This window comes from Robertkochia solimangrovi, assembly GCF_007279655.1.
GTDB classification, from domain to species: domain Bacteria; phylum Bacteroidota; class Bacteroidia; order Flavobacteriales; family Flavobacteriaceae; genus Robertkochia; species Robertkochia solimangrovi.
Genome location: NZ_QKWN01000007.1, coordinates 152,612 through 177,372, shown reverse-complemented (window position 1 = coordinate 177,372; position 24,761 = coordinate 152,612). Strand labels below are relative to the sequence as shown.

The window sequence follows — 24,761 nt, the reverse complement described above, 5'->3', positions numbered from 1 at the left end:
GTCGTCACGAAAGTGTCTTATTTTCCTTAAAACGGGTCTTTTGGTTTGTCAAGCCCCAAAAGAACAAAAAAAATTATAAATCGTATTGTTTGATCTTGCGGTAAAGGGTGCGTTCAGAGATACCGAGCTCATTGGCTGCTGCCTTGCGTTTGCCTTTATTGCGTTGCAGTGCTTTCTTGATGAGTTCGAGTTCCTTGTCCTGTAGCGAAAGGGTTTCTTCCTCTTCAATCTCTTCGGCAAAATGGTACTTGTCTTCCTGTATTGGAAGCAGGCTCTCCGGGATCTCTTTATGCTGTTCCAGTTGAAGGATCTCCAAAGGGATGTCTTCTTCTTCTACTTCAGGATCGTATTCGATAGTGTCCTCTTCTCCGTAGATTTTTTTGATCAGGGTTTGGTTTTCCTTCTGTACCTTTTCTGCATTGCCTTCTTTCATCAGTTCCATGGTGAGTTTTTTCAAATCATGGAGATCGCCTTTCATGTCGAAAAGGATCTTGTAAAGAATTTCGCGTTCACTGCTGAAGTCGCTTTCTGATTTCGAGGTTTTGATCACGGCAGGAAGATTGGTTCCGGCATCTGGAAGATAGCCTCTGAGTGTCTCCAGGGATATCTGACGTTCCTGTTCCAAAACAGAGATCTGCTCGGCGATATTACGGAGTTGTCTGATATTTCCGCTCCAGCGATATTTATTTAGTAGTGCTACTGCCTGTTCATCCAGTTTGATGGTGGGCATTTTGTATTTCTGTGCAAAATCGGAAGCAAACTTTCTGAATAACAGGTGAATGTCTTCCTTTCTTTCGCGTAGGGGAGGTAAATGGATCTCCACTGTACTCAGTCTGTAATACAGGTCCTCTCTGAATTTACCTTTGTCGATGGCGTCGAACATGTCGATGTTGGTAGCTGCCACGATGCGCACATCGGTTTTCTGTACTTTGGAGGAACCTACCTTCAGGAACTCACCGTTTTCCAATACTCTCAGGAGGCGAACCTGGGTGGTTAACGGCAGCTCGCCAACCTCGTCCAGGAATATGGTACCGCCATCAGCTTCTTCAAAATATCCGCTACGTGTTTGCGTGGCACCGGTAAACGCTCCTTTTTCATGTCCGAATAATTCCGAATCGATCGTGCCTTCCGGGATAGCGCCACAGTTCACAGCGATGAATTTACCGTGTTTTCTGTGAGATAGTGAATGGATGATCTTAGGTATAGCTTCTTTACCCACACCGCTTTCTCCGGTTACAAGAACTGAGATATCGGTAGGGGCCACCTGAATGGCTTTTTCAATCGCCCTGTTCAATTTCAGGTTGTTTCCTATTATTCCGAAACGTTGTTTGATCGCCTGTACGGATTCCATATTGAATTCGGTTTCTGGTTGTTAGTTGTCCTTAGTTATTATCACTGTAGCCTACAGCCTCTCCGATAAGGGTGGCAGCGGTACAATCGTCGATGCGGACATTTACGAAATCACCGACCTTATAGTTTTCCTTTGGAAATACAACTACGGTATTTTGGGTATTTCTTCCCATCCAGTGTACATCCGACTTTTTGGATGATCCTTCGATGAGTACCTCCTCAACTTTTCCCAGATGTTCCCGGGTTCTTAAGAGACCGTGCTTTTGTTGCAGATTGATAATCTCCGTGAGTCTGCGCTTTTTAACTTCTTCAGGGACATCATCTTCCATTTTTCTGGCGGCCATGGTACCTGGTCTTTCGGAATAGGCGAACATGAATCCGAAGTCGTATTGCACATATTCCATAAGGGATAGGGTGTCCTGATGATCTTCTTCGGTTTCTGTTGGAAATCCGGCGATCATATCCTGAGATATCGCGCACTCGGGAAGGATGCGTTTAATGTTATCGATGAGTTCAAAATATTCCTCCCGCGTATGCAGTCGGTTCATTTCCTTGAGTATTCTGTTGCTACCGCTTTGAACCGGCAGGTGAATGTATTTGCATATATTCTTATACTTCGCCATGGTCTCGATCACATCCAGTGTCATGTCTTGTGGATTCGAAGTAGAGAAGCGGATCCTTAATTTAGGGTAGGCTTCCGCAGTCATAGATAGCAGGGTCGCAAAATTTACGGCAGTAGCCTGTTGCATTGGAGTGGCTTTCTCAAAGTCCTTTTTGAGTCCGCCCCCATACCAAAGGTAGCTGTCAACATTTTGTCCGAGCAAGGTGATCTCCTTAAATCCGCGCTCCCAAAGTTGCCCTACTTCTTCCAGGATCGAATGGGGGTCCCGACTACGTTCACGTCCTCGGGTGAAGGGAACTACACAGAAAGTACACATATTATCACATCCTCGGGTGATGGAAACAAAGGCAGAAACCCCATTGCTGTTCAGTCTTACCGGGGCGATATCTCCATAAGTTTCTTCTTTTGACAGGATCACGTTAACGGCATTGCGGCCTTCATCGATCTCCTGGACCAGATTGGGGAGATCTTTATAGGCATCCGGACCCACCACCATGTCAACGATCTTTTCTTCTTCCAGGAATTTGCTTTTCAGACGCTCTGCCATACAACCGAGAACACCAACTTTCATAGCCGGATTGATGCGTTTAACCGCATTGAATTTTTCCAGTCGCTTGCGAACGGTTTGTTCTGCCTTTTCCCTGATGGAACAGGTGTTGATGAGTACAAGGTCGGCTTCTTCCAATTGTTGTGTGGTATTGAAACCTTCCTTAGCCAGGATGGAAGCTACGATCTCGCTGTCAGAAAAATTCATCTGACAACCGTAACTTTCTATATATAACTTGCGTGTGCCGTCATTTGACTGTTCGAGCACTATACTTTCTCCTTGCTTGTTTTCCTCGATGATCTTCTCCATTATCGCTGATAGTTCAATTTGAGTGCAAAGATAGAATTAAAAAGAAATATGTGACAAATTGTCAGCGCATTTTTAACGTAAGATTCTGATGGACGACGAGTAATACAAGGGGTGATGGAATAATCTGACATAGTGGTAATTAAGCCGCACTTATGAGGTGATTAACGAAAAAATTCCACACCCATTTTTCTTTTGATTTACCTTAGGGCTCAATTAATTGACTTCTAATATGTTATATGATACTTTAGAGAGTAGGATCGATGCGGCTCCTTCTCTGGATTTCGGTGCAATTTTTTCAAAAGCCATCGAATTATTTAAAAAAAGCTGGTTACAGGGATTCCTTTATGTGTTGCTCAGCTTTGTGCTGGTCCTTCCGGCACTCCTTATTATATATATACCGATGATCGGTATGATGGCTGCCAATAATTACAGTCAGCAACATATGGAACAAATTTCTGATCTTCCTTTTCTGACGATGCTACCGTTCATGCTCCTGTTCTTTGTGGTGATGTTATTGGCGAATAGTATTGTCATGGCACTGAATGCCGGCTACTATCGGGTGCTTCAAAATCTGGATATGGGTAAGGATGTTACCATCGGGGAGATTTTCGTTTTCCTGAAATGGGTCTATATCAAGAAGACTCTTGTGCTTTCACTACTGGTGCTGTTGATCTCTCTTGTGGCTGCCATGTTATTTATATTGCCGATGATCTATGTGAGTGTGCCCTTGTATCTCATAACCGTGATATTCGCTTTCAATCCGGAATTAACCCCGATCGAAGTCCTTAAGGCTGCCTTTAAACTGGGAACCAAAAAATGGTTTATTGTCTTCGGGCTCGTTTTCGTAGCGGCTTTAGCGTCTCAGTTAGTGGGTCTGATTCTTTGCGGAATAGGAACTTTTTTCACTGCTTCGTTCGTATATAATATAGTATACTATATATATAAGGACGCAGTAGGTTTTGAGGAAGATCTGTTCACTGTACAGGAAAAGGTGGTTGAATAGAGTTCTGAAAATAGCTTTGTAGAGCGGCCCTTATTAAAGGGCTTTTTTTATGATCCCGGCTTATGGGGATTTGCAAGTTAAAAATTCTGTATACTTTTGTACACACATTAATAGTGAATCTATGGCAAAGAATCTGGTAATAGTTGAGTCACCTGCTAAAGCAAAGACCATCGAAAAATTCTTAGGTAAGGATTTTAAGGTGGAGTCGAGTTTCGGGCATATCGCCGATCTTCCTTCCAGGGAACTAGGGGTAAATGTAGATGCCGACTTCAAACCGAAATATGTGGTCTCCAGCGATAAGAAGGCTGTGGTGAAAAAGCTGAAGGATCTTGCGAAAAAAGCCGAAACGGTTTGGCTCGCAAGTGATGAGGACCGAGAGGGGGAGGCTATTGCCTGGCACCTGGCGGAAGAGCTTAAACTCGACAAGGATAAAACCAAAAGAATCGTTTTTAACTCGATTACGAAAAACGCCATTCAGAAAGCTATTGATAATCCGAGAAATATCGATTATAATCTCGTTAATGCACAACAGGCCAGAAGAGTGCTCGATCGTTTGGTAGGGTATGAACTCTCTCCAGTGCTTTGGAAGAAGATCAAGACCGGACTTTCAGCGGGTCGTGTTCAGTCGGTATCTGTGCGACTTATTGTGGAACGTGAGCGCGAGATTAAGTCATTCGAGCCGGTTGCTTCGTTCAAAATTACGGCGGAGTTTAGAAATGATGACGGAAAGACCTTTAAGGCCCGATTATCAAATTCATTTGATACCAAAGAGGAGGCGATGGCCTTTCTCAATAAGAATACCGGAGGAGAATTTCATATAGCCGATCTGGATACCAAACCGGCAAAGAAATCTCCGGCGCCACCATTTACTACTTCTACCTTGCAGCAGGAGGCATCGAGGAAGCTATATTTCTCTGTTTCTAAAACCATGACGCTGGCACAACGACTCTACGAAGCAGGACTTATCACCTATATGAGAACTGATAGTGTGAATCTTTCGCCAGAGGCTATCGGGGCTGCAAAGAAGGAGATCGAAAGTTATTACGGTAAGGAATATAGTCAGACCCGTAATTTCCAGTCGAAATCAAAAGGTGCTCAGGAGGCGCACGAAGCCATACGTCCTACCGATATGAGTGCGCATAGTGTTTCAATAGATAGAGATCAGGCTCGTCTTTATGATCTGATCTGGAAAAGAACGCTGGCCTCTCAGATGAGCGATGCACAGTTGGAGCGTACTTCGGTGAAGATAGCTTGTAATAATCATAGTGAGCATTTCCTGGCAAATGGGGAGGTGTTGAAATTCGATGGTTTCCTGAAAGTTTATCTTGAAGGAACCGATGATGAAGATGAAGAGCAAAGTGGAATGCTTCCGGAACTTCGGGTGAATGAGGAGGTATTCTCAAATTATATTAGTGCAACCCAGCGTTTCACGCGTCCGCCTTATCGATATACGGAAGCTTCACTGGTTAAAAAGCTGGAGGAGCTCGGAATCGGAAGACCTTCTACCTATGCGCCAACGATCTCGACGATTCAAAATCGCGGATATGTGGAGCGGGGAACTATAGAAGGAGAGGAGCGTAAATATGTGCAACTTACGCTCGCAGGTAATGTTGTGAAAGAGGAGGTGCTGTCCGAGATGGTCGGTTCTGATAAAGGGAAATTGGTGCCTACGGATATAGGGACCATTGTTAATGATTTTCTGGTGAACCATTTTGCAGGAATCCTCGATTATAATTTTACCGCGAAGGTTGAAGAGGATTTCGATAATATCGCGTCCGGAGAAGAGGACTGGACGAAGATGATGAAGGATTTCTATAAAGACTTTCATCCGAATGTGCTTGATGTGGAAGAAAATGCAGAGCGGGAAAGCGGAGAGCGGGTTCTCGGAACAGATCCTGAATCCGGAAAGCAATTGAGTGTTCGTCTCGGGCGATTTGGTCCTATGGCCCAGATCGGTACTGCTGATGATGAAGAGAAGCCTCGATTTGCTAGTTTGCTTCCTGATCAGTCTATCGATACCATAACTTTTGAAGAGGCTCTTGATCTTTTCAAATTACCGAGAAAGCTCGGGACCTATGAAGGGGAAGATGTTGAAGTAAATGTGGGTAGGTTCGGGCCCTATGTAAGGTTTGGTAAAAGTTTTGTAAGCCTGGCCAAGGGCGAGGATATCTTTGATGTAAACATGGACAGAGCCGTTGAACTTATCAAGGCTAAAGCAAAAGCTGAAGCTCCTATCGCTACCTATAAAGGAGAAGAGGTGACCAAAGGAAAAGGTCGTTTCGGTCCGTTTATCAAATGGAACGGTATGTTTATCAATGTGAATAAGAAATATGACTTCGATGATCTGAGCAATGATGATATCGCTGAACTGATCGAAGATAAACTTAAAAAGGAACGTGAGAAGATCATCCATAACTGGGAGGAAGAGGGTATTCGTGTGGAAAAAGCCCGTTGGGGAAGATCTAATATTATAAAAGGAAAGACCAAGATCGAGCTTTCCAAAGATGTTGATGCCAGTAAGCTTAATCTTGAGCAGGTGAAGGAGATCCTGGAAAAGCAGGCGCCAAAGAAAAAGACAAGATCTAAAGCTAAAGCCAAGAAATAAATATGAATACCGACTTTCTGATCCCTGTCGAGAATGTGGTTCTTGCACACAATGAATTACTTCCTAGGCAGTCTTTCGGGCGTTCGATCCGAATTCATTCCGAAAAAAACGGTTTTCCTGAACTGGAAGGAGTTAAGATCGCGCTCATCGGAGTTGATGAAATTCGAAACGCATCGGTAAAGCCGGATGGTAAACTTAGTTTGAAAAATATCCGACTTGAACTTTATAAATTGTTCATGGGTAACTGGAGTGCTCCGATTGCAGACCTTGGTAATCTTCCGGGGGGAGAGTCGATTGAGGATACCTATTTTGCAGTCGCTAATATTATGACCGGTCTCCTTAAACAAGGGATATTGCCGGTGGTGTTCGGCGGAAGTCAGGATCTTACCTATGCGATGTATCGCGCTTATGATACGATGGAGCAAATGGTCAATCTTGTTTCTGTTGATAGCAGATTCGATTTTGGAAGTGCGGATGAATTGATATCTTCCCGTTCTTATATGAGTAAGATAGTGGTGAATCTGCCAAACAATCTGTTTAATTTTTCCAACCTTGGATACCAGACCTATTTCAATGCCCAGGAAGAGATCGATCTTATGGAAAGACTTTTCTTCGAGGCGTATCGTTTAGGAGAGGTTACCGGAGATATTACCGTGGTGGAACCGGTGTTCAGGGATGCAGATCTTGTGAGTCTGGATATGACTGCGGTACGTTCGGCTGATCTGGGTAATGCGAGAAACAGTCATCCAAATGGTTTCGACGGCCGGGAGATCTGTGCGATTGCCAGATATGCAGGTATCAGCGATAAGGTGACTTCCTTCGGGGTGTTCGAGTGTGAGACGAATTCACAATTCGATCAGCTTGCAGCTCAGGTGATCTGGTATTTTATTGAGGGAGTGAATATTCGTAAAAATGACTATCCTTTTGCTTCGTCCGATAGTTTCAATAAGTATATCGTGCCTATGGAAGATCTTGAGATTCATTTCTATAAGAGTGATATTTCAGGACGTTGGTGGATCGAAGTACCACAAATTGAAAATTTAGATAATAAATTGAAAAGACAAACGTTATTACCTTGCACCCACGAGGATTATCTTAGTGCTTGTGAGGGTGTTGTGCCGGAAAGATGGTGGAAGGCATACAAGAAGATGTTAGTTTAACCCACCCGTTATAACAGGTAGTTTGTAGTACACTTTGTTTTATGGGTGTTTGACAACAAAAATTATGTGTTTATTGTTTTTTTGGAATTTATTAAATAGGTTTACCATCTTAAATCTAAGAATGTAATTTAACCTCGATTATGTATATGAAAAAGCTATTTCTATTAGCATCTGTTACATTATTGCTGACCAGCTGTGGTTCTAATGACAGAGGAGAACTGGTTGGTATCCGCGGAAAAAAATGGCATCCCGAAAAGCCCTACGGTATGTCGCTTGTTCCTGGCGGAGCCTTTATTATGGGTCGTTCAGATGAAGACCAGGCCAATGTTCTCAATGCGCCAACCAAAACCGTTACTGTGCGTTCTTTTTATATGGACGAGACAGAGATCACGAACAGCGAATATCGACAGTTTGTTGAGTGGGTGAAAGATTCTATCATCCGTACGCGACTAGCCATTTATGCCGAAGAGCTCGGGGAAGTTCCCGGAGACGGAGGAATCGGTGAGTTCGCATTCAGGGATGCAGATACCTCTAACCTGTCGGAATATGAAAAGTATATGCTTTTCAATTATGATAATATGGATGAGGAGAGTTACCGAGGAAGAAGACTGAATAAAGATATCGATCTCGTTTGGAGAACTTCGAGATATCCGGATCAGTATTATTCTGAAGTGATGGACTCTATGTATATTCCTGAGGTTGAGTCATATAACGGGCACAGAACAGTTGATGTAAACAAATTGAAATATCAGTATAACTGGATGGATATTCAAGCGGCTGCCCGTGCTAAGGGTGGTGGAAAACGTAAAGATTTCATCCGTCATGAAGAAGTACTGGTATATCCTGATACCACGGTATGGATCAAGGATTTCAGTTATTCATATAACGAGCCTATGCACAATGACTATTTCTGGAGTGAAGCTTACAGCGACTATCCTGTTGTAGGTGTTTCCTGGAAGCAGGCGAAAGCTTTCTGTGCATGGAGAACAAAGTATAAAAACGATTTCCAGAAGAATAACAATATGCAATTCGTAAACCAGTTCCGTCTGCCTACTGAAGCGGAATGGGAATACGCTGCCAGAGGAGGTATCGAATCAGGTACTTATCCATGGGGAGGGCCATACATCATGAATGACAGAGGATGTTTTATGGCAAACTTTAAACCACTCCGTGGAGATTATGCGGCAGATCAGGCACTTTATACAGTGGAGGCGGATTCCTACGATCCGAATGATTACAACCTGTATAATATGGCCGGAAATGTTTCTGAATGGACAAATTCATCATACAACCCCAATTCTTATGAATATGTTTCTACCATGAATCCTAACACCTATGATGACGAAAACAAACGTAAGGTTATTAGAGGAGGATCATGGAAGGATGTCGCTTACTTCTTACAAGTGAGTACCAGAGATTATGAGTATCAGGACTCGGCCAGAAGCTATATCGGCTTCAGGACAGTTCAGGACTATATGGGTACTGAAGTGACCCAGAACTAAATATCCAAATTAATAACTTAACTTAACTAAAAATTTTTTACTATGGCACAGTCAAAATCATCTAAGAAACTGTTTAACATGGCCTACGGGCTGGGTGCTTCGGTTGTAATTATCGGGGCGTTATTCAAGATCCTTCACTGGGAAATCGGGCCAATTAACGGAGGACTTCTCCTTGCGATCGGTCTGATCTCTGAAGCGGTGATCTTCGCGATCTCTGCATTCGAGCCGGTAGAAGACGAACTGGATTGGTCACTTGTTTATCCTGAACTTGCAGGAGGTGAGACCAAAGCCAGCAGAAAAAATGAGGTAGCTGAAGCTAAAGAAGCTGACGGACTACTTTCTAAAAAGCTGGATGAAATGTTGAAAGAGGCTAAGATCGACTCTCAGTTGATGAGCAGCCTTGGAGAAAGCATCAAGAACTTCGAAGGTGCTGCTAAGAACATTTCTCCTACCGCTGAAGCGCTTTCTTCTACTAAGAAGTACAGTGAGGAACTTTCTCTTGCTGCCGCTCAGATGGAATCACTGAACAGCCTTTATAAAGTTCAGCTTGAAAGCGCGAACAGACAGGCTTCTATCAATGAGGAAGTTGCTGAAAACGCTGGTAAGCTTAAAGAGCAAATGGCTTCTCTTGCAACCAATCTTTCATCTCTGAATGGTGTTTATGGTGGTATGTTAACCGCAATGAACAGAAATTAATCCTTCGTCGGATAAGAAACTAAATAACCATTAAAACTTAAGAGATGGCAGGAGGAAATTTATCACCACGTCAGAAGATGATCAACCTGATGTATCTGGTTTTCATCGCCATGCTGGCGTTAAACATGAGTAAGGAAGTACTCTCGGCTTTCGGTCTTTTGAACGAAAAGCTTGAAGCTTCCAATGAGAAAGCTACCGTAAATAATCAAATGGCATATGCGGGTTTACAGCAGAAAGCAGTAGATCAGCCGTTGAAATATGAAACTTTGCTTAAAGATTATAACGGTATCAATACCCTATCACAGGAATTCTACAATTACGTAGGAGAGATCAAAACAAAGATCCTTGCTAAAGTACCTGCAGAAGATCTGGATAGTAAGAACTACGAAGTTATGGATAAGCCTGACGAACTTGATCAGCTTTTCTTCCAGGGAGATAACTACTCTAAGGATGGAAAGAAGTTCGTTGACTATATCAACAACTATAGAGAACAAACCGTTGCTACCATTACCAGTATTCCGGATTCTTTGTTGAACGCAACGCAGAAAGAAACGCTTATCGCTTCTATTTCAGAGAGATTTGCTACCGGTGACGAAGATGGTAAGGTTCCGAGAAACAGTGACGGAAAGAGAATCGAGTGGTTGAACTACCACTATGAAGGATTCCCGTTAGTGGCGTCGCTTACGAAACTTACCGACATCCAGTCGGATATCAAGACAACCGAAGACGATATTCTGTCTGCTATGGTTCAGGGTCAGCTGACTTCTGAAGTATCCATGAATAACTACTCAACTTTATTACAGCAGCCTAAATCTGCTTACTATTCTGGTGAGAAGTTTGACGGAGCCATCGTACTGGGTAGAACTGATGAGGCTACCAAGCCATCTGAGGTTCGTCTTAAACTTGACGGACGTGATCTTGAAGAAGGAAGAGATTTCGAACTTCAGGGGGGTAGAGTGGTACTTAAAGTAAGTGCCGGAGCACCTGGAGATCACAATATCAAAGGGGAGCTTATCTTTAAAGAAGACGGTGAAGAAGTGGTAGTACCTGTAGAGCAGACCTTCGCAACAATCAGTATGCCTAATGCTGCGGTGATCTCTGCAGATAAGATGAACGTTGTATATCGTGGAGTTTCTAACCCACTGACGATCTCTATTCCTGGTATACCTGATAATAAGGTAAATGCAAGTGCTCCTGGACTTTCAAGAGTATCCGGTAGTAAATTTGCGATGATGCCTGGAACTGGACGTTCAGTTACCATTACAGCAAGCGGTACGCTTCCTGATGGTAAAGGAATCAGCTCTAAATCAGAATTCCGTATCAAGGATATCCCAAGACCATCCGGAACTGTAAGAGGTGAGTTCGGGGAGATCAAAATGCCACGTACGAACCTTGAGATCGCTACTGTAGGAGCGATGCTTGAAGATTTCGATTTCGACCTAAACCTTGCGATCAGCGGATTTAAATTCAAAGTTCCTGGTCAACCAACCGTAGAGGTGAATGGAAATAAACTGAATGACCGTGCTAAGCAGGCGCTTAAACGTGCCGGACGCGGTGAGTCTGTACAAATTTTTGATATTGAAGCTTATATTACCAACAACAGATCTTATAAACTTAAAAAAGTATCTCCTGTTGTTGTTGAGCTAACAAATTAATAAAACCCAAATGTTATGAATTGGAAAGGTATTGTATTAACTGTTTCAGCCGTATTGATCTCGGGTTCTGCCCTTGCTCAGGCCAACATTCTGAATGCAAAGACGCCTGAGGAGGTGGGAGTAAAAACCCGCGAACAGATTGAAGCTGATAACGACGAACCGTTAGCCTACGGATATGTTGATGATCGTGACATACTATGGTCAAAAACCGTATGGGAAAAGATCGATCTCGATGAAAGGATTAACTTTCCATTGTACTATCCTATCGATACTGTGGGTATCGGTAGCGACAGAAGATCGCTTTATGATGTTTTGATGAGAAATATTGAAAACGGAAAGATCGATGCGATCTATTCAGATTCTTATTTCACGGATAAACGTAGTCTTGAAGATCTGGCTGCTACCCTGGTTAAAGTGGATACCACTGACCTTGGTTATGAGCAATTAAATGCCGGAGAACCTGTTTCGTTGGAATACATCAACCGTAGAAAGATCACCGCTGCTGATATTCAGGAGTGGAGAATCAAAGGGGTGTGGTATTTTGACAAACGTCAGGGAGAGATAAAGTACAGATTGCTTGGGATCGCTCCTGTAGCACCCGATGTGAACTTTATAGATTCAGAACAATCTGACCTCGTGCCACTCTTCTGGGTTTGGTTCCCTTCAGTTCGTGAAATTCTTCATGAAGCGAAGGCATTTAATAACCAGAACTCATCTCGTCCGATCTCCTTTGATCAGCTTTTGAATGCAAGAAGATTCAACGCTTATATCTACAAGGAGGAAAACGTTCAGCAAGACCGGGAGATCAAAGAGTATATTTCCGATAATGCACTGTTCCAGCTTCTCGAAGCGCAAAGGATCAAAGAAGAGATCCGAAACAAGGAACAGGATATGTGGAGTTATTAATCTCACGATTTCCAATTCAAAACATATAACATTTAAAAGCCCGCACTTAGCGGGCTTTTTTTATGGAGTGGATTTATAGCATCGGTGAAATTTCAGGATAGTGACAATCCAAATTCAATTCTTAAAACTTTCCGTGTAACTTTGCTGCTATGGTTGATTATCTTATTGTAGGGAGCGGTCTGGCAGGACTTGCTTTTTGCGAAGAACTGGAAAAACATAAGCGGTCTTTTTTAATGATCGATGATGCTTCACAGCTATCCTCAGTAGTTGCGGGAGGAATGTATAATCCCGTAATTCTTAAACGCTTTACCCGTGTATGGAGATCGGAAGAACAAATGGCGCATCTGGAAGAGTTCTACCCTCGTCTTGAAGCGAAACTCGGAGTAAAGGTCGATCACAAAATTCCTGTTTTACGACGTTTTGCTTCAGTGGAAGAACAGAACAATTGGTTCGAGGCAGCAGACAAACCCGGGTTGAATGCGTTTATGGAGCCTAAGGTGATCCGGAAGTCGGTTAATCATGTCGATGCACCCTTTGGATTTGGTCAGGTACTTCGTAGCGGTCGGATTGATACTGCCCTGCTGCTTAAGGAATATAAAACGTACCTTAAAGCTGCAGGCAGATTGGTGGAAGAGACTTTCGATTATACTGCTTTACACTGTTTGGAGGATCATGTTAGTTATAAGGAACACAAAGCCGGGAATATCGTTTTCTGCGAAGGATTTGGACTCAAATCTAATCCTTATTTCAATTACCTGCCACTGAATGGAACAAAAGGGGAGCTTTTACTGATCAGAGCGAAAGGTTTTGATCTTGATTTTGTGCTGAAATCCTCTGTGTTCCTGCTTCCATTGGGAAATGACCTGTACAAGGTAGGAGCAACCTATAAATGGAAGGATAAGACGCAGGAGCCAACCGTGGAAAGTAAAGAGGAGCTGGAAGATAAGCTCAGGAGCTTTTTTAAAGGGAGCTACGAGGTTATCGATCAGTTTGCGGGTATTCGTCCTACGGTGGCAGACAGGAGGCCATTGGTGGGCCGCCATCCTGTTTATGATCGTTACTACGTTTTGAATGGTCTCGGAAGTCGGGGGGTTATGATTGGACCCTATGCAGCACCGCAATTATTTGCCTATATAGAAAATGAGATACCCATGGATCCGGAGATGGATATAGTGCGCTATAAAAAGAAATATCAGGCCATTTCCTGATTTGCTTCAGGGTCGTATTTCATGAAGAAATTTATCCAGATATTTCGGGACAGGCGCATGATCACAGGCATGAAAACAACGAGAGTGCCAACGATGGCAAAAAAGGAGGTTTTCAGACTGGTTCCGATAAAAAGATAACTAATCACAAAGGCAGCCACAGCGAAAGCGGTACCTACCGCATAGCTGACATACATGGCTCCGTAGAAGAAGGAAGGCTCGATTTTGTATTTCGTATGGCAATGAGAACAGCGTTCATTCATCTTAAGTGTATGGGTTGGCATGTACGGATTTTTGTACATATACATACTTTCCATCTGGCACTTAGGACAAGTTCCTGTTAAAATGCTGTAGAGTTTGCTTCCTTTTTTTAACATTTGCAAAAATTTTAGGGTAAAATTAATGTTTTCCCCTCTGCTAAACTGTAACAATAGTCACAAAAAATGCTGAACGTACACAATTTATCTGTATCCTTTGGAGGAGAATATTTGTTTGAAGAAGTTTCATTCCGACTGAACCCGGGAGACCGTGTTGGGCTTATCGGTAAGAATGGGGCAGGTAAATCTACCATGTTGAAATTGCTTTCAAAAGAAATGGAAGCAGATTCCGGAGTGATCGCTACTGATAAGGAGGTGAGAATCGGATTCCTGAAACAGGATATTGACTTTGTGCAAGGTAATACGGTTCTTGAGGAAGCTTATCAGGCTTTTGAGGAAATCAAGCGATTGGAGCGTCAGCTCGATGAGATCAATCATCAACTGGCAGAAAGAACCGACTATGAAAGTGAAGGCTATCATCAGCTGATGATCGATCTTAATGATGTGAGTCATCATTATGAGATCCTCGGTGGTTATAATTACCAGGGGGATACAGAAAAGGTGTTACTCGGACTAGGTTTCAAAAGAGAGGATTTTGAGAAAATGACCGATACCTTCTCCGGAGGATGGAGAATGCGAATCGAACTGGCTAAACTTCTTTTACAGAATAATGATGTGCTGTTGCTGGATGAGCCTACCAACCACCTTGATATAGAATCTATCATTTGGCTGGAACAATTTCTGAAGTCATATTCCGGTGCGGTAGCAATCGTTTCTCACGATAAGATGTTCCTGGATAATGTGACGAACAGAACTATTGAGATCTCTCTGGGTAAGATATATGATTATCCTAAGGCTTATTCCGACTACCTTGTTCTTCGAAAGGAGATGCGGGAATTGCAGATGAATGCCTTTAAGAATCAGGAGAAGCAAATCGAGCAAACCGAAAAACTAATCGAGAAGTTCAGGGCTAAGGCTAGTAAAGCTTCTATGGCTCAATCGCTGATTAAGAAGCTTGATAAGATCGAACGGATCGAAGTGGATGAAGAGGATAATGCGGTGATGAATGTCCGTTTTCCTGTATCTGTACAGCCCGGGAAAGTGGTGATCGAAGGTGAAACGATCGGGAAGAACTATGGTGAGAAAAAAGTGCTGGGAGGTATTGATCTTTTGGTAGAGCGAAACAGTAAGGTTGCTTTTGTAGGTCAGAACGGTCAGGGAAAAACAACGCTAGCCAAGATTATTATCGGGGAGATCAGTCACACCGGTAATGTAAAGCTTGGGCACAACGTTCAGCTGGGATATTTTGCCCAGAACCAGGCGGAGTATCTGGATGGAGAAAAAACTGTGCTGGATACTATGCTGGATTCAGCCAATGATACCAACAGAACTAAAGTAAGGGATATGCTTGGTTCTTTCCTTTTCAGGGGGGATGAAGTAGATAAGAAAGTGAAGGTGTTGTCAGGAGGCGAAAGAAATCGTCTGGCACTTTGTAAGATGCTACTGGAGCCATTTAATGTTTTAGTGATGGATGAGCCTACCAACCACCTTGATATCAAGTCTAAGAATGTTTTGAAGGAGGCGTTAAAGAGTTTTGAGGGAACCTTGCTTTTGGTTTCTCACGACAGGGACTTTCTTCAAGGGCTTACCGATAAGGTATATGAATTTAAAGAGGGAAGAATCCGTGAATTTTTAGGTGATATCAATTATTATCTTGATGAGCGACAGGCAGCTGACTTCAGAGAGATCGAGAAATCTTCAACCCCGAAGGCGACTGTTAAAGAGGATAAGGAATCGGTGAAGATTTCTTATGAAGATCAGAAAAGGCAGAAATCGCTTAAAAATAAATTGAGTAAGGTGGAATCAGGAATAGCGCGACTTGAAAAGGAGATCGCTGAGATCGACGCTCAATTAGCGGTAAGCTATGATGAATTGATCGCAAAGCCAGGTTTCTTTGATAAGTATAAGGAGAAGAAAAAGGAGCTTGAGCGGTTAACCGAATCCTGGTATGAGGTAACTGAGGCTCTCGGTGAATAATTTATCCGGGCCTGCGGAGATGCTTTCGTTTTGATCCATGTAAAAAAGACATATCATGATCGAACATTTTTTTCAATGTCCGTATTGCTGGGAGCATATTTCGATGCTGCTCGACCCTTCAGAAAGTCAGAGCTATGTCGAAGATTGTGAAGTGTGCTGTAATCCAATTGTAGTCAAAGCTGAATTCAGTGAAGGGACTCTTATTGAATTCCAGGCTGACACCTTGGGTCAATGATTATTTTTTAAGTGAAGCGATCTCTTTTTGAATCTCTTTGATAGACTGCCGTATGTCAGACAGGTTTTGGTTGCCGGGATCGGTGTCTATATTTCCACTTATTTTACTTTTGACTTCCCAGAGTTCCTGGATGATATCCGTTGTGATAGTAATCGGTGGATAATCTGCATTCAGGGAGATTAAAGAGAGCTTTTCGTTATTCTGGTGTTTGCTTACTTTTTTTACCAGAACACTGTCGTTCATGACTACGACTGCAAGCGTGTGGTTGGAGAGCATGTCCAGGCTTTCAACCGCTTTGGCAAGCACCCATTCACCGGGTTCAAGAGCGGGAAGCATACTGTCGCCTTCAATCTGAAAACCGCGGTAGGTGGCATTTCTGAATTCCGGAAGCGGCAAACTGAAGGCTGGTAGTTCTTCATACCAATCGACGTCCTGAATATTATGCGGGTAACCCGCAGCTGCCTTAACATTTACCATAACTATATTGTCCCGGTCTTCGGAATTTACCGTAACTACTTTCGGGGTGGTGTTGATGGTAAGGTCGATTAGTTTTCTATTTGATTTTCCGAACAGCCAAAGTGGATTGATTCGGAATTGTTCCATGAGTTCCGCGACCACGGCTCCGGAGATTTTTGTTTTACCTCTTTCGATGTCAGCGGTTGAATTGTTGATGGAAAGCGCAATGGCAAAGGCTTGTTGCGTTAAATTCAACTCTTCCCTGAGTGTTTTAAATCGAAGGGCTTCTATCGGCAGTTCAGACTTCATAAGGTAAATATAAATAAAAATATGGAAAATATCCAAAAGATTGGAAATATTCCTATATTTGAATCAAGCAATTAACGAATGTAAAGATACATTTCTAATCGATAAAGCAAATGAAGCCCGAGCCAGATTTTATGAACGGGTTATAAAGAGTTCGGTTGAAGTGTTCAGACATCAGTAAAACACAAGCTTATGAAAACGATATTAGTTTATGATGGTAGTTTGCAGGGTTTTCTGACCGCGGTATATGAAGTATTCGAGCGTAATATTAAATCGGTCTCTATTCTTCGGCAAAAACATCTCACGCCTGAAATTTTCAATGATATCCAGGAGGTTGTTACCGATTCGGAAAAAGCGAGACGGGTTTGGGAATCATTGAAGCTGAAGGCTGGAAAGGAGCGTGTGAAGGAAATGTACCTGACGCATTTAAGCGAGTTCAAAGGAGCGGAAGATATCATGCTTGGCTTTATCGTACATGTGTATGCCTCTGAGCATTTCGATAAAAATGACCAGACGAATATCTATGCTAACCGTATTCATCAGGCTGCTAATATTGTGAATCGGCAGATACAACGCATGAAAGAATTTATAAGCTTTCAGTTAGGAAGAGATGGAGTTTACTGGGCAACCGTGTCTCCGGATTATAATATTCTACCAGTATTGAGCGAGCATTTTGTTAAGACCTTTGACGAACAGCGCTGGGTTATCTATGATGAGAAACGATCCTACGGAATCTATTATGACACGGAGAAATGTCTTCAGATCAGTGCGCCCGTTTTCCGTAGTATCAATCAAAAGGAAGAACATTTACTTCCTGTAAATATTCCTGAGGCTAAGACCACCAATGGTATACCAGGAATGATCAGGCCTGAAGCCTGATAAATCAGCCATCATTCATCAATCAGACTCATTCCGTATTCATCATAAATTGCGGAATGAGTTATTAGTGTTACTTTGCTGTCTTTTTTCTAAATTTTGAAGATTTAACACTGAGGAATATAATAAACCGGAAGCACTACAGTTCTTTATTCATGGTGTTTGAGATATAGATTATACCGACTGTTATTTTTAAGATTTCCAGTAGTTTACATGTCAGGAAATTTAGTTCTATACCCCTTTATTCTCATTTTTTGAATGTGGTATGGTTGTTAAAGTGGATAAATTCTTTTTTGTTTATTCTAATTCTTTAACAGACACCTATGGTTTTTATTTTTTAAATTTGGCAGCATAACTATGCTAACCCCATGAATCCTAAGAGAATAAGTCTGTTTATAGTGGTGTCTTTGACTGTATTGTTCGGAATTACTTTTCTGAGCCGAACCAATATTGTCCAGGGTAAAAAAAGTGATGGATTTTTGGTTTTCAATAGTCTTATTAAATACCCTACCACCCAGACTTTCTTTATGAGTGAAGGTATATCTGATGCTCAGATCGTTCATATCGATAGCATTGTCGGGAATATAGAACAAGTCGTTCTGGAAGATTCTGAGAATTCTGATCAGACTCCGGCAGTGGTCGTTCCGGATTACAGCAGGATCGATACGGCGAGAGTTCAAAAGATAAGCTGGCCCACCGATAATCCTGATTTTCGTGACGAACTTAAGGAAAAACTCCAAAGTTCCGGATGCCGCATCATTCATTACGGAGACTCTCAGCTGGAAGGAGACCGGATCACAGCCTATGTCAGGAACAGATTGCAGGGGCTTTATGGTGGTGAAGGGCCAGGTTTTGTACCTATTAAACAGGCTTATGATCAGGTTAAAGCAGAAGTGAGTCACAGTGAGAACTGGTTACGATATGCTGCGTTCGATCCAACTCAGGAACGTTTCGAACATAAAAAATATGGGGTGTATACCTCAGTCTCAAGATTTACTCCTCATTATTACATCAGTCCGGATAGTCTGAACCTTGATACCATACCGGTAACCGTTGCCGATATTACGATCGGGGTCTCAAAGAAATCCTATTCCAGACTTCGTAAATTCACCAGAGTTGGACTTCACTATGGGAATGCAATCACTCCGGTGTCTATCAAAGTGTATAATGATGATGTACTGGTCAAAGAGGGTAATTTGATCGCTGATGGTAATTACCACAATTATAAGATCGATCTGGAAACCCCGCCTACCGCGTTAAGAATCGAACTGGAGGCTCAGGTCAGTCCTGATTTTTACGGACTCACCCTTGATGGAAAGAAAGGTCTTTCCATGGATAATGTAGCCATGCGTGGAGCTTCCGGTACGGTATTTACGAAACTTGACAGCAAAAATTTTCAGCAGATGACCGGTGAACTTAAGCCGGATATCTTTATCTTTCAGTATGGAGGGAATTCTGTTCCGTATTTGAAGGATTCAACGTCCATCGATAATTATTCAAAATATATATATTCCAATCTGCGATGGGTTCGTAAGAAAGCTCAGAATGCGAGTTTTATTTTCATCGGACCGTCGGATATGTCTACTTTAGAAAATGGCCGGTACATAACCTACCGCCATCTTCCTTACCTAAACGAGAAGCTAAAGGAGGTTTGTCTGCAGAACAACGTTGCTTACTGGAGTATGTTTGATGCGATGGGTGGAGCTAATTCCATGCAGCATTGGGTTGATCAGAAATTGGCAGGAAGTGATTACACACATTTCTCACCAAGTGGTACGAAGGTTATATCTGAATTGTTTTTTACAGCACTTTATCTTGATTTAATGAAATAGATTTTATGAAGCGATTACTACTTACTACCCTATGTATTGTTTATTATCACGTTCATGCACAGCATTATGTGCTGGATAGCGTGACCAATGAAATGGGAGGCCTGATCGATATGCAGGCAAATTCCCTGAAATTTGCAGATGATTCTCCGAATTTCAGGAATTTCTTTGACCAGCTTGACAGCCTTTATGAAGGCAAGAAAGAGAAACTCCATATTTTCCATATCGGAGGGTCTCATATTCAGGCGGATATTTACTCCAACAAACTCAGAACATACTTTCAAAATATGAATGGGGTGAGCATGAGCCAGCGAGGCTTCATTTTTCCGTATCACCTGGCGCATACCAATAACCCGCTTAACTATCGTGTGGAAGCCGATAAATCAAAATGGAAGGGGTATCGTTGTTCAGTAAGTTATCATGATACAGATTGGGGGTTATCAGGGGTAACAGCATCCTTTAATGATGTGGTAGATACCATCAGGATCAAATCCAATTACAAGAATTACACCCGACAACCCTATTGCTTCAATAAGCTCAGAGTATTCTATAATACCTGGCAGGATAATTATGAGCTCATCGTTTCGGATAGTCTCGTTACTGTGGTCAGTGACACTTTGAATCCTGATGCGAATTACAGAGAATTCAGACTGGACCAGGAAACCGAGGAAATAAAGCTTATCGTAAGGCGAAAGGCCTCGTCTCCAGCTGTCGATTTTTTACTGATGGGTCTTGAACTGATGAATGATGAACCTGGTGTGGAATATACCAGTATCGGTGCCAATGGTGCTAAATTCAAATCTTATGAGCGTTGTAATTATTTTGAGAATCAGTTAAAGCTATATAAACCAGATATGTTCATTGTTTCCATCGGGACCAACGACGCTTATACAAGAAATTTCGAACCTCAGGAATTTCGGGATCACTATGAAAAATTCATCGAAATGATACTTCGGGTGAACCCGAAGTGTGCTATATTGCTGACCGTTCCAAACGACTCCTTCTTTAAAAAACGATATCCTAACAAGAATACCGCAATACAACAGGAGATCATTTATGAACTCGCTCAGAAATATGATATGGCCGTTTGGGATTTCTACCAGATTATGGGAGGGATCGGTGCTTCTCAGCAATGGTATGAGAACGGACTTATGCCGAACGACCGTATACATTTCACAAAGTTGGGATATAGTATTAAAGCTGACCTTCTGTTAAAGGCTATGGTTGAACAATGGGAACGCTTTACAGCCCGACCGGAAAACAGTTTGCTAACGTATTTTAAATCAGTAGGTGAATAGGCTTAAAGATATTTTTACTTTTACGGAAGATTTCCCCCTAATCTTTACCCAGGCTAACTTCTGGATCTTTTTTGCAGTTGTTTATTTCGTATTCTCTCTGGTATACGATAAAAAACGGATTCGTAACATCTATCTGTTTGCAGTATCCTTGTTCTTTTATTACAAGACCAGTGGTATGTTTGTACTTCTGTTGATATTCTCAACGTTGGTCGATTATTTTATAGGTAAGAATATCTACAGAAGCAAGGTTCAAGCCTGGAGAAAAGTTCTGGTAACACTCAGTGTTATCATAAATCTCACTACGCTGTGTTATTTTAAATACGCTTATTTTTTTACAGATTCCTTCAATTATATATTTCATACGAATTACGAAGTTGTGAACTGGCTTGCGCAGTGGAGTAATGGGTTCACTACGGTTAATTACTTTACAGTTGAAAAGATCATTCTGCCTGTAGGGATCTCTTTCTTTACATTTCAGACCATCAGTTACAGTGTGGATATTTACCGAAATAAGGTGAAACCGCTCGATTCAATACTCGATTTCGGTTTCTATGTGAGTTTCTTTCCACAACTCGTGGCCGGACCTATCGTGAGAGCCGAAAGCTTTGTACCCCAGATATCAGCTCCGACAGTTATCACTAAGGATGATTTTAATAAAGGGACATTTATGATCCTGAAGGGACTGGTCAAGAAAATGATCTTTGCTGATTTTATCGCCATGCATTTTTTGGATCGTGTTTTTGATACGCCTGATATGTTCTCTGGATTCGCCAATATAATGGCTATGATCGGATATTCACTTCAGATCTATGGAGATTTTTCAGGGTATACAGACATAGCAATCGGATTGGCATTGTTGATGGGATTTGAACTCCCCGTTAACTTTAATTCACCATATAAAGCTATAAATGCCGGAGATTTCTGGCGTAGATGGCATATTTCACTTTCGACCTGGTTACGTGATTACCTGTATATACCCCTGGGAGGTAACAGAAAAGGTAGTACCGCTACCTATATTATTCTGGGAATTATACTAACTGGAGTCATACTTGCTTTTAAGAGTCCTGTAATGTTCTTTGTTATTCCTTTTTTGGTCATGGCCGCTATCATTGGAGCGAACCGTTCAGAAAAGGTAAAGAATCATATCAATACGAATATCAATGTGATGCTGACGATGCTTATCGGAGGATTATGGCACGGTGCTAGCTGGAAATTCGTTATTTGGGGCGGTTTAAACGGTCTTGGGATCGTAACTTATAAATTCTGGCGAAAGGTAAGTCCGTGGGAAAACAAGACCGGAATAATGGTACACGCATGGAAAATTTTGATCACCTTCCTCTTTATAACCTTTACCCGTATCTATTTCCGGGGTGAGAGTATGACTCATATTTCCAAGTTCTATAAGCAGGTGACCAATAATATGGATTGGGCAAATGCCTGGAATGTACTGGTCGCGTACAAATCCGTATTCTTTGTAATGCTCGTAGGATATATTACACACTGGTTACCACAGGTCACCAAAGAAAGGATCGAACACTGGTATGGAGTGAGTCCGTTACCGGTCAAAGTAGCCGTTGTGGCTGTGGTTGGCGTTTTGTGTTATCAGGCATTCTCCACCGATTTCCAACCTTTTATCTACTTCCAGTTCTAGTTAGACTATTTATTGGTAAATTTCAAGGCATTCAATCTTTAAAATCAGAACCATATCCTGGAGCTATTCGTACTTATAGAATTTAGCAAGATGTCTCTTTACATATACGAACCTTCCAAATCCGATAGCTAAGAGTATCGGAGCAATAATCACCAGGCCGTATCCTATATACTGGATCTGCTCCAGCATTTCGAGTTTTATAATGGCAAGTCCTGAACTCAGAAAAACGATAAAGGTTCGAAAATAGGCGAGAAATGTTCTTTCGTTGGCAAGCCTTGTACGGTCAAGTGCCAGAATATCGGTGAGACTCATGTGATCTCCTTTGTTTGCCATAGTAGTTTTTATTTATGTATCTAATTGTTTTAATGAAAGTTATGTTGCTATTATGCATAACGGATACAAAGGTATGTCATATTGGTTAACCTGAATGTAATCGAAGTTACTGAGCTTTGTAATTGTAAGAATAGGTTAAAGTCTTTGTGTCTGCTTGCGCACTGGAAGTGACTTCACTGGCTCAGGATCCTTTTCGCAGGTTCATTAGGGATTAGGGATTTCATCGAGCTCTATTGCTATAGAACAGATGACCCGATTCTATCAAATTATGGGTTAAATGTGATAGTTTTTAGGTTATTTATTGCTTAAATTTAGGGTATTCTTGCCCTGTCTGCCTATAACCTGTTATTGTTTTCTCCCACTACAGCTTTTGAGTTTAATTCTGTTAACCAACTAACTCACGATAAGATGAAGAGATTGATCCGTATTTTTTCGTTGCTCTGGCTGGTCTTGGGGGTGCTGTTCTATTCTAACTCCTGTTCAGGTGAAAAAGAAAAGACGGTAGCACAGATAGAAGCTTCAGTTTTTTTCAATCCAGGAACCAATATTCCGCTGGAAGATGCAAAATTTCAAGTTACAGAGACCAGGATAAGTCGAGGCGATTACCTTGCGAACCATGTGTTGAAATGCTTTCGATGTCATTCGGATGCATGGAAATCCAAGCCAGGTGATTCCCTGTTCGAGGCTAGAAAGGGTGTAGGCAGAAGGATGTTTGAAACAGATTCAACCCGCCTTTTTTCTATGAATATCACCGCTGATACACTGACGGGGATTGGAGGATATACCGATGCGGAGATCGCAAATGCCATACGAAAAGGTGTTGGGAGGGATGGTCGTGTACTTGCCGATATGCCTACCATCGGCTTTTCTCAATTAACCGATGAAGACCTTGTATCTCTGGTGGTCTATATTCGCACTTTAAAACCTATTGTTAAAGAAATTCCTAAAAGAAAACTTCCGGAAGAAATGGAGATGGCCCTGAAATTTGACCCCTTTAACAGCATTACAGATAATCCAATCGATGAACCTGATATGAACGATCCGCTTCAAAGAGGTAAATATCTGGCTGGACTTGCTGTATGTGCCGGATGTCATACACCTTTTGAAGGAGGTAAGCCTAAACTGTATGCCGGAGGGTCTACATTTGAAGATTTTGATAAGATCATATATGGATCCAATATTTCTTCCGATAGTTCCGGAATTGGGACATGGACGGAAAAAGATTTTATAGCTGTGATCAGAACCGGAAAGGGAGGAACGCTCAGTCCGGTAATGCCCTGGAGATTCTATAAGGATATGACCGATGAAGATCTTTCGGCAATCTTTCTTGCATTAAAATCCACAAATCCGGTAGATCACGTCGTGCTGAAAGGATTCGAGCCGAGTTATTGTCAACTGTGTAATATGGAGCATGGCATGGGGAGTTCAAACGCAACTGAAGTAATTGTCCCAGTATCTGATAGGATCGCAGAAGACTTATCGGGCAGGTATAAAAGCCTTTTAAATCAGGATGAAATTCTGATCCAAAAACAGGATGGTAAGTTTATTGCCAGCGTTTTTGGGGGAACCACAGAATTGATACCGATCGCAGATGATTATTTCTATGGTGAGGGACTCTATGCGCCGATACGGTTCTTAAGAAATACGGAAAATATAATAACCGGACTGGAATTGAATAGCCTGTTGAATAATCCTTATGAGAAGGTCGCAGAGGAGGAGATGGTGGAGCTACAGTGAAGTGGTGAAGGTTCTGTTTGGTTAAAGTCTTTTCTTCTGCTTACGCACTGGGAAGTGACGATCCTGACTACAGCAGGCAGGCCTGACTTCGGGGCTTCGCTGACTCAGGATCTTAAAGACATAAAA

20 protein-coding genes are annotated in these 24,761 nt (G+C 42.1%); 15 read left to right on the top strand and 5 right to left on the bottom strand.

Annotation, left to right across the window (positions count from 1 at the left end):
• Nucleotides 1-73 precede the first annotated feature (73 nt).
• Both DMZ48_RS11040 and miaB read right to left on the bottom strand, forming a co-directional pair.
• On the bottom strand, nucleotides 74-1,351 hold the full coding sequence (locus DMZ48_RS11040) for a sigma-54 interaction domain-containing protein (RefSeq protein ID WP_143955205.1): 1,278 nt from the start codon (nucleotides 1,349-1,351) through the stop codon (nucleotides 74-76).
• 31 nt (nucleotides 1,352-1,382) lie between these two features.
• Nucleotides 1,383-2,828 carry a tRNA (N6-isopentenyl adenosine(37)-C2)-methylthiotransferase MiaB gene (gene miaB, locus DMZ48_RS11035; protein WP_143955204.1) on the bottom strand — a complete coding sequence of 482 codons (1,446 nt, stop codon included), beginning with the start codon at nucleotides 2,826-2,828 and terminating at the stop codon, nucleotides 1,383-1,385.
• Between the two features lie 229 nt (nucleotides 2,829-3,057).
• Between miaB and DMZ48_RS11030 the strand changes: the two genes are divergently transcribed.
• The 8 genes from DMZ48_RS11030 (at nucleotide 3,058) to DMZ48_RS10995 (ending at nucleotide 13,563) form a co-directional block, all read left to right on the top strand.
• Complete coding sequence (locus DMZ48_RS11030; RefSeq protein WP_143955203.1) at nucleotides 3,058-3,831, top strand: hypothetical protein; 774 nt, start codon at nucleotides 3,058-3,060, stop codon at nucleotides 3,829-3,831.
• Between the two features lie 121 nt (nucleotides 3,832-3,952).
• A complete protein-coding gene (gene topA, locus DMZ48_RS11025; protein ID WP_143955202.1) occupies nucleotides 3,953-6,436 on the top strand; it encodes a type I DNA topoisomerase in 2,484 nt (827 codons plus the stop codon).
• A gap of 2 nt (nucleotides 6,437-6,438) precedes the next feature.
• On the top strand, nucleotides 6,439-7,596 hold the full coding sequence (locus tag DMZ48_RS11020; RefSeq protein ID WP_143955201.1) for a formimidoylglutamase: 1,158 nt from the start codon (nucleotides 6,439-6,441) through the stop codon (nucleotides 7,594-7,596).
• A 146-nt stretch (nucleotides 7,597-7,742) separates the two neighbouring features.
• Nucleotides 7,743-9,098 carry a T9SS ring complex lipoprotein PorK/GldK gene (gene porK, locus DMZ48_RS11015; RefSeq protein ID WP_143955200.1) on the top strand — a complete coding sequence of 452 codons (1,356 nt, stop codon included), beginning with the start codon at nucleotides 7,743-7,745 and terminating at the stop codon, nucleotides 9,096-9,098.
• A gap of 42 nt (nucleotides 9,099-9,140) precedes the next feature.
• Nucleotides 9,141-9,794: a type IX secretion system motor protein PorL/GldL gene (porL, locus tag DMZ48_RS11010; protein WP_143955199.1), complete on the top strand. Its 654-nt coding sequence runs from the start codon at nucleotides 9,141-9,143 to the stop codon at nucleotides 9,792-9,794.
• 44 nt (nucleotides 9,795-9,838) lie between these two features.
• Nucleotides 9,839-11,449 carry a type IX secretion system motor protein PorM/GldM gene (gene porM, locus DMZ48_RS11005; RefSeq protein WP_143955198.1) on the top strand — a complete coding sequence of 537 codons (1,611 nt, stop codon included), beginning with the start codon at nucleotides 9,839-9,841 and terminating at the stop codon, nucleotides 11,447-11,449.
• A 15-nt stretch (nucleotides 11,450-11,464) separates the two neighbouring features.
• Nucleotides 11,465-12,355: a type IX secretion system ring subunit PorN/GldN gene (gene porN, locus DMZ48_RS11000; RefSeq protein ID WP_143955197.1), complete on the top strand. Its 891-nt coding sequence runs from the start codon at nucleotides 11,465-11,467 to the stop codon at nucleotides 12,353-12,355.
• Between the two features lie 149 nt (nucleotides 12,356-12,504).
• The gene (locus tag DMZ48_RS10995) at nucleotides 12,505-13,563 is read left to right on the top strand and encodes an NAD(P)/FAD-dependent oxidoreductase (RefSeq protein WP_143955196.1); all 1,059 of its coding nucleotides are present in this window, start codon (nucleotides 12,505-12,507) and stop codon (nucleotides 13,561-13,563) included.
• Here the strand turns inward: DMZ48_RS10995 and DMZ48_RS10990 are convergent.
• Nucleotides 13,548-13,937, bottom strand: coding sequence for a DUF983 domain-containing protein (locus tag DMZ48_RS10990; protein WP_143955195.1), 390 nt, complete (start codon nucleotides 13,935-13,937; stop codon nucleotides 13,548-13,550). The two genes, DMZ48_RS10995 and DMZ48_RS10990, sit on opposite strands and share 16 nt — an antisense overlap.
• 66 nt (nucleotides 13,938-14,003) lie before the next feature.
• Here DMZ48_RS10990 and abc-f point away from each other — a divergent pair, with 66 nt between their 5' ends.
• Together abc-f and DMZ48_RS10980 are read left to right on the top strand one after the other, a co-directional pair.
• Entirely contained in the window at nucleotides 14,004-15,914 is a 1,911-nt protein-coding gene (abc-f, locus tag DMZ48_RS10985; protein ID WP_143955194.1) for a ribosomal protection-like ABC-F family protein, read from the top strand.
• Between the two features lie 55 nt (nucleotides 15,915-15,969).
• A complete protein-coding gene (locus DMZ48_RS10980; protein WP_143955193.1) occupies nucleotides 15,970-16,149 on the top strand; it encodes a CPXCG motif-containing cysteine-rich protein in 180 nt (59 codons plus the stop codon).
• Here DMZ48_RS10980 and DMZ48_RS10975 read toward each other — a convergent pair whose 3' ends face one another.
• Nucleotides 16,150-16,914: an XRE family transcriptional regulator gene (locus DMZ48_RS10975; protein ID WP_143955192.1), complete on the bottom strand. Its 765-nt coding sequence runs from the start codon at nucleotides 16,912-16,914 to the stop codon at nucleotides 16,150-16,152.
• A 189-nt stretch (nucleotides 16,915-17,103) separates the two neighbouring features.
• On the opposite strand from DMZ48_RS10975, the gene DMZ48_RS10970 reads away from it, so the two are divergent.
• From DMZ48_RS10970 to DMZ48_RS10955, 4 genes are all read left to right on the top strand, one after another.
• A complete protein-coding gene (locus DMZ48_RS10970) occupies nucleotides 17,104-17,790 on the top strand; it encodes a TIGR03915 family putative DNA repair protein (RefSeq protein ID WP_143955191.1) in 687 nt (228 codons plus the stop codon).
• A gap of 365 nt (nucleotides 17,791-18,155) precedes the next feature.
• A complete protein-coding gene (locus tag DMZ48_RS10965) occupies nucleotides 18,156-19,619 on the top strand; it encodes an SGNH/GDSL hydrolase family protein (protein WP_143955190.1) in 1,464 nt (487 codons plus the stop codon).
• Nucleotides 19,620-19,624: 5 nt separating this feature from the next.
• On the top strand, nucleotides 19,625-20,914 hold the full coding sequence (locus DMZ48_RS10960; RefSeq protein WP_143955189.1) for a GDSL-type esterase/lipase family protein: 1,290 nt from the start codon (nucleotides 19,625-19,627) through the stop codon (nucleotides 20,912-20,914).
• Nucleotides 20,907-22,565 carry an MBOAT family O-acyltransferase gene (locus DMZ48_RS10955; RefSeq protein ID WP_143955188.1) on the top strand — a complete coding sequence of 553 codons (1,659 nt, stop codon included), beginning with the start codon at nucleotides 20,907-20,909 and terminating at the stop codon, nucleotides 22,563-22,565. Before DMZ48_RS10960 ends, DMZ48_RS10955 begins: the two co-directional genes overlap by 8 nt.
• 63 nt (nucleotides 22,566-22,628) lie before the next feature.
• Here the strand turns inward: DMZ48_RS10955 and DMZ48_RS10950 are convergent, their stop codons facing one another.
• Nucleotides 22,629-22,898, bottom strand: a complete 270-nt coding sequence (locus tag DMZ48_RS10950; protein WP_143955187.1) for a DUF202 domain-containing protein — start codon at nucleotides 22,896-22,898, stop codon at nucleotides 22,629-22,631.
• A gap of 408 nt (nucleotides 22,899-23,306) precedes the next feature.
• On the opposite strand from DMZ48_RS10950, the gene DMZ48_RS10945 reads away from it, so the two are divergent.
• A complete protein-coding gene (locus DMZ48_RS10945; RefSeq protein WP_143955186.1) occupies nucleotides 23,307-24,635 on the top strand; it encodes a c-type cytochrome in 1,329 nt (442 codons plus the stop codon).
• Nucleotides 24,636-24,761: the final 126 nt, after the last annotated feature.

Excerpts from the sequence above, each read along its gene's own strand:
- DMZ48_RS10945 (WP_143955186.1), top strand. The coding sequence starts at position 23,307 with ATGAAGAGATTGATCCGTATTTTTTCGTTGCTCTGGCTGGTCTTGGGG.
- porN (WP_143955197.1), top strand. The coding sequence starts at position 11,465 with ATGAATTGGAAAGGTATTGTATTAACTGTTTCAGCCGTATTGATCTCG.
- abc-f (WP_143955194.1), top strand. The coding sequence starts at position 14,004 with ATGCTGAACGTACACAATTTATCTGTATCCTTTGGAGGAGAATATTTG.
- DMZ48_RS10960 (WP_143955189.1), top strand. The coding sequence starts at position 19,625 with ATGAAGCGATTACTACTTACTACCCTATGTATTGTTTATTATCACGTT.
- DMZ48_RS10995 (WP_143955196.1), top strand. The coding sequence starts at position 12,505 with ATGGTTGATTATCTTATTGTAGGGAGCGGTCTGGCAGGACTTGCTTTT.
- DMZ48_RS10950 (WP_143955187.1), bottom strand. The coding sequence starts at position 22,898 with ATGGCAAACAAAGGAGATCACATGAGTCTCACCGATATTCTGGCACTT.
- DMZ48_RS11040 (WP_143955205.1), bottom strand. The coding sequence starts at position 1,351 with ATGGAATCCGTACAGGCGATCAAACAACGTTTCGGAATAATAGGAAAC.
- DMZ48_RS11020 (WP_143955201.1), top strand. The coding sequence starts at position 6,439 with ATGAATACCGACTTTCTGATCCCTGTCGAGAATGTGGTTCTTGCACAC.
- topA (WP_143955202.1), top strand. The coding sequence starts at position 3,953 with ATGGCAAAGAATCTGGTAATAGTTGAGTCACCTGCTAAAGCAAAGACC.
- DMZ48_RS10980 (WP_143955193.1), top strand. The coding sequence starts at position 15,970 with ATGATCGAACATTTTTTTCAATGTCCGTATTGCTGGGAGCATATTTCG.
- DMZ48_RS11030 (WP_143955203.1), top strand. The coding sequence starts at position 3,058 with ATGTTATATGATACTTTAGAGAGTAGGATCGATGCGGCTCCTTCTCTG.
- DMZ48_RS10970 (WP_143955191.1), top strand. The coding sequence starts at position 17,104 with ATGAAAACGATATTAGTTTATGATGGTAGTTTGCAGGGTTTTCTGACC.
- DMZ48_RS10990 (WP_143955195.1), bottom strand. The coding sequence starts at position 13,937 with ATGTTAAAAAAAGGAAGCAAACTCTACAGCATTTTAACAGGAACTTGT.
- miaB (WP_143955204.1), bottom strand. The coding sequence starts at position 2,828 with ATGGAGAAGATCATCGAGGAAAACAAGCAAGGAGAAAGTATAGTGCTC.
- porM (WP_143955198.1), top strand. The coding sequence starts at position 9,839 with ATGGCAGGAGGAAATTTATCACCACGTCAGAAGATGATCAACCTGATG.
- porL (WP_143955199.1), top strand. The coding sequence starts at position 9,141 with ATGGCACAGTCAAAATCATCTAAGAAACTGTTTAACATGGCCTACGGG.
- porK (WP_143955200.1), top strand. The coding sequence starts at position 7,743 with ATGAAAAAGCTATTTCTATTAGCATCTGTTACATTATTGCTGACCAGC.
- DMZ48_RS10975 (WP_143955192.1), bottom strand. The coding sequence starts at position 16,914 with ATGAAGTCTGAACTGCCGATAGAAGCCCTTCGATTTAAAACACTCAGG.
- DMZ48_RS10965 (WP_143955190.1), top strand. The coding sequence starts at position 18,156 with ATGAATCCTAAGAGAATAAGTCTGTTTATAGTGGTGTCTTTGACTGTA.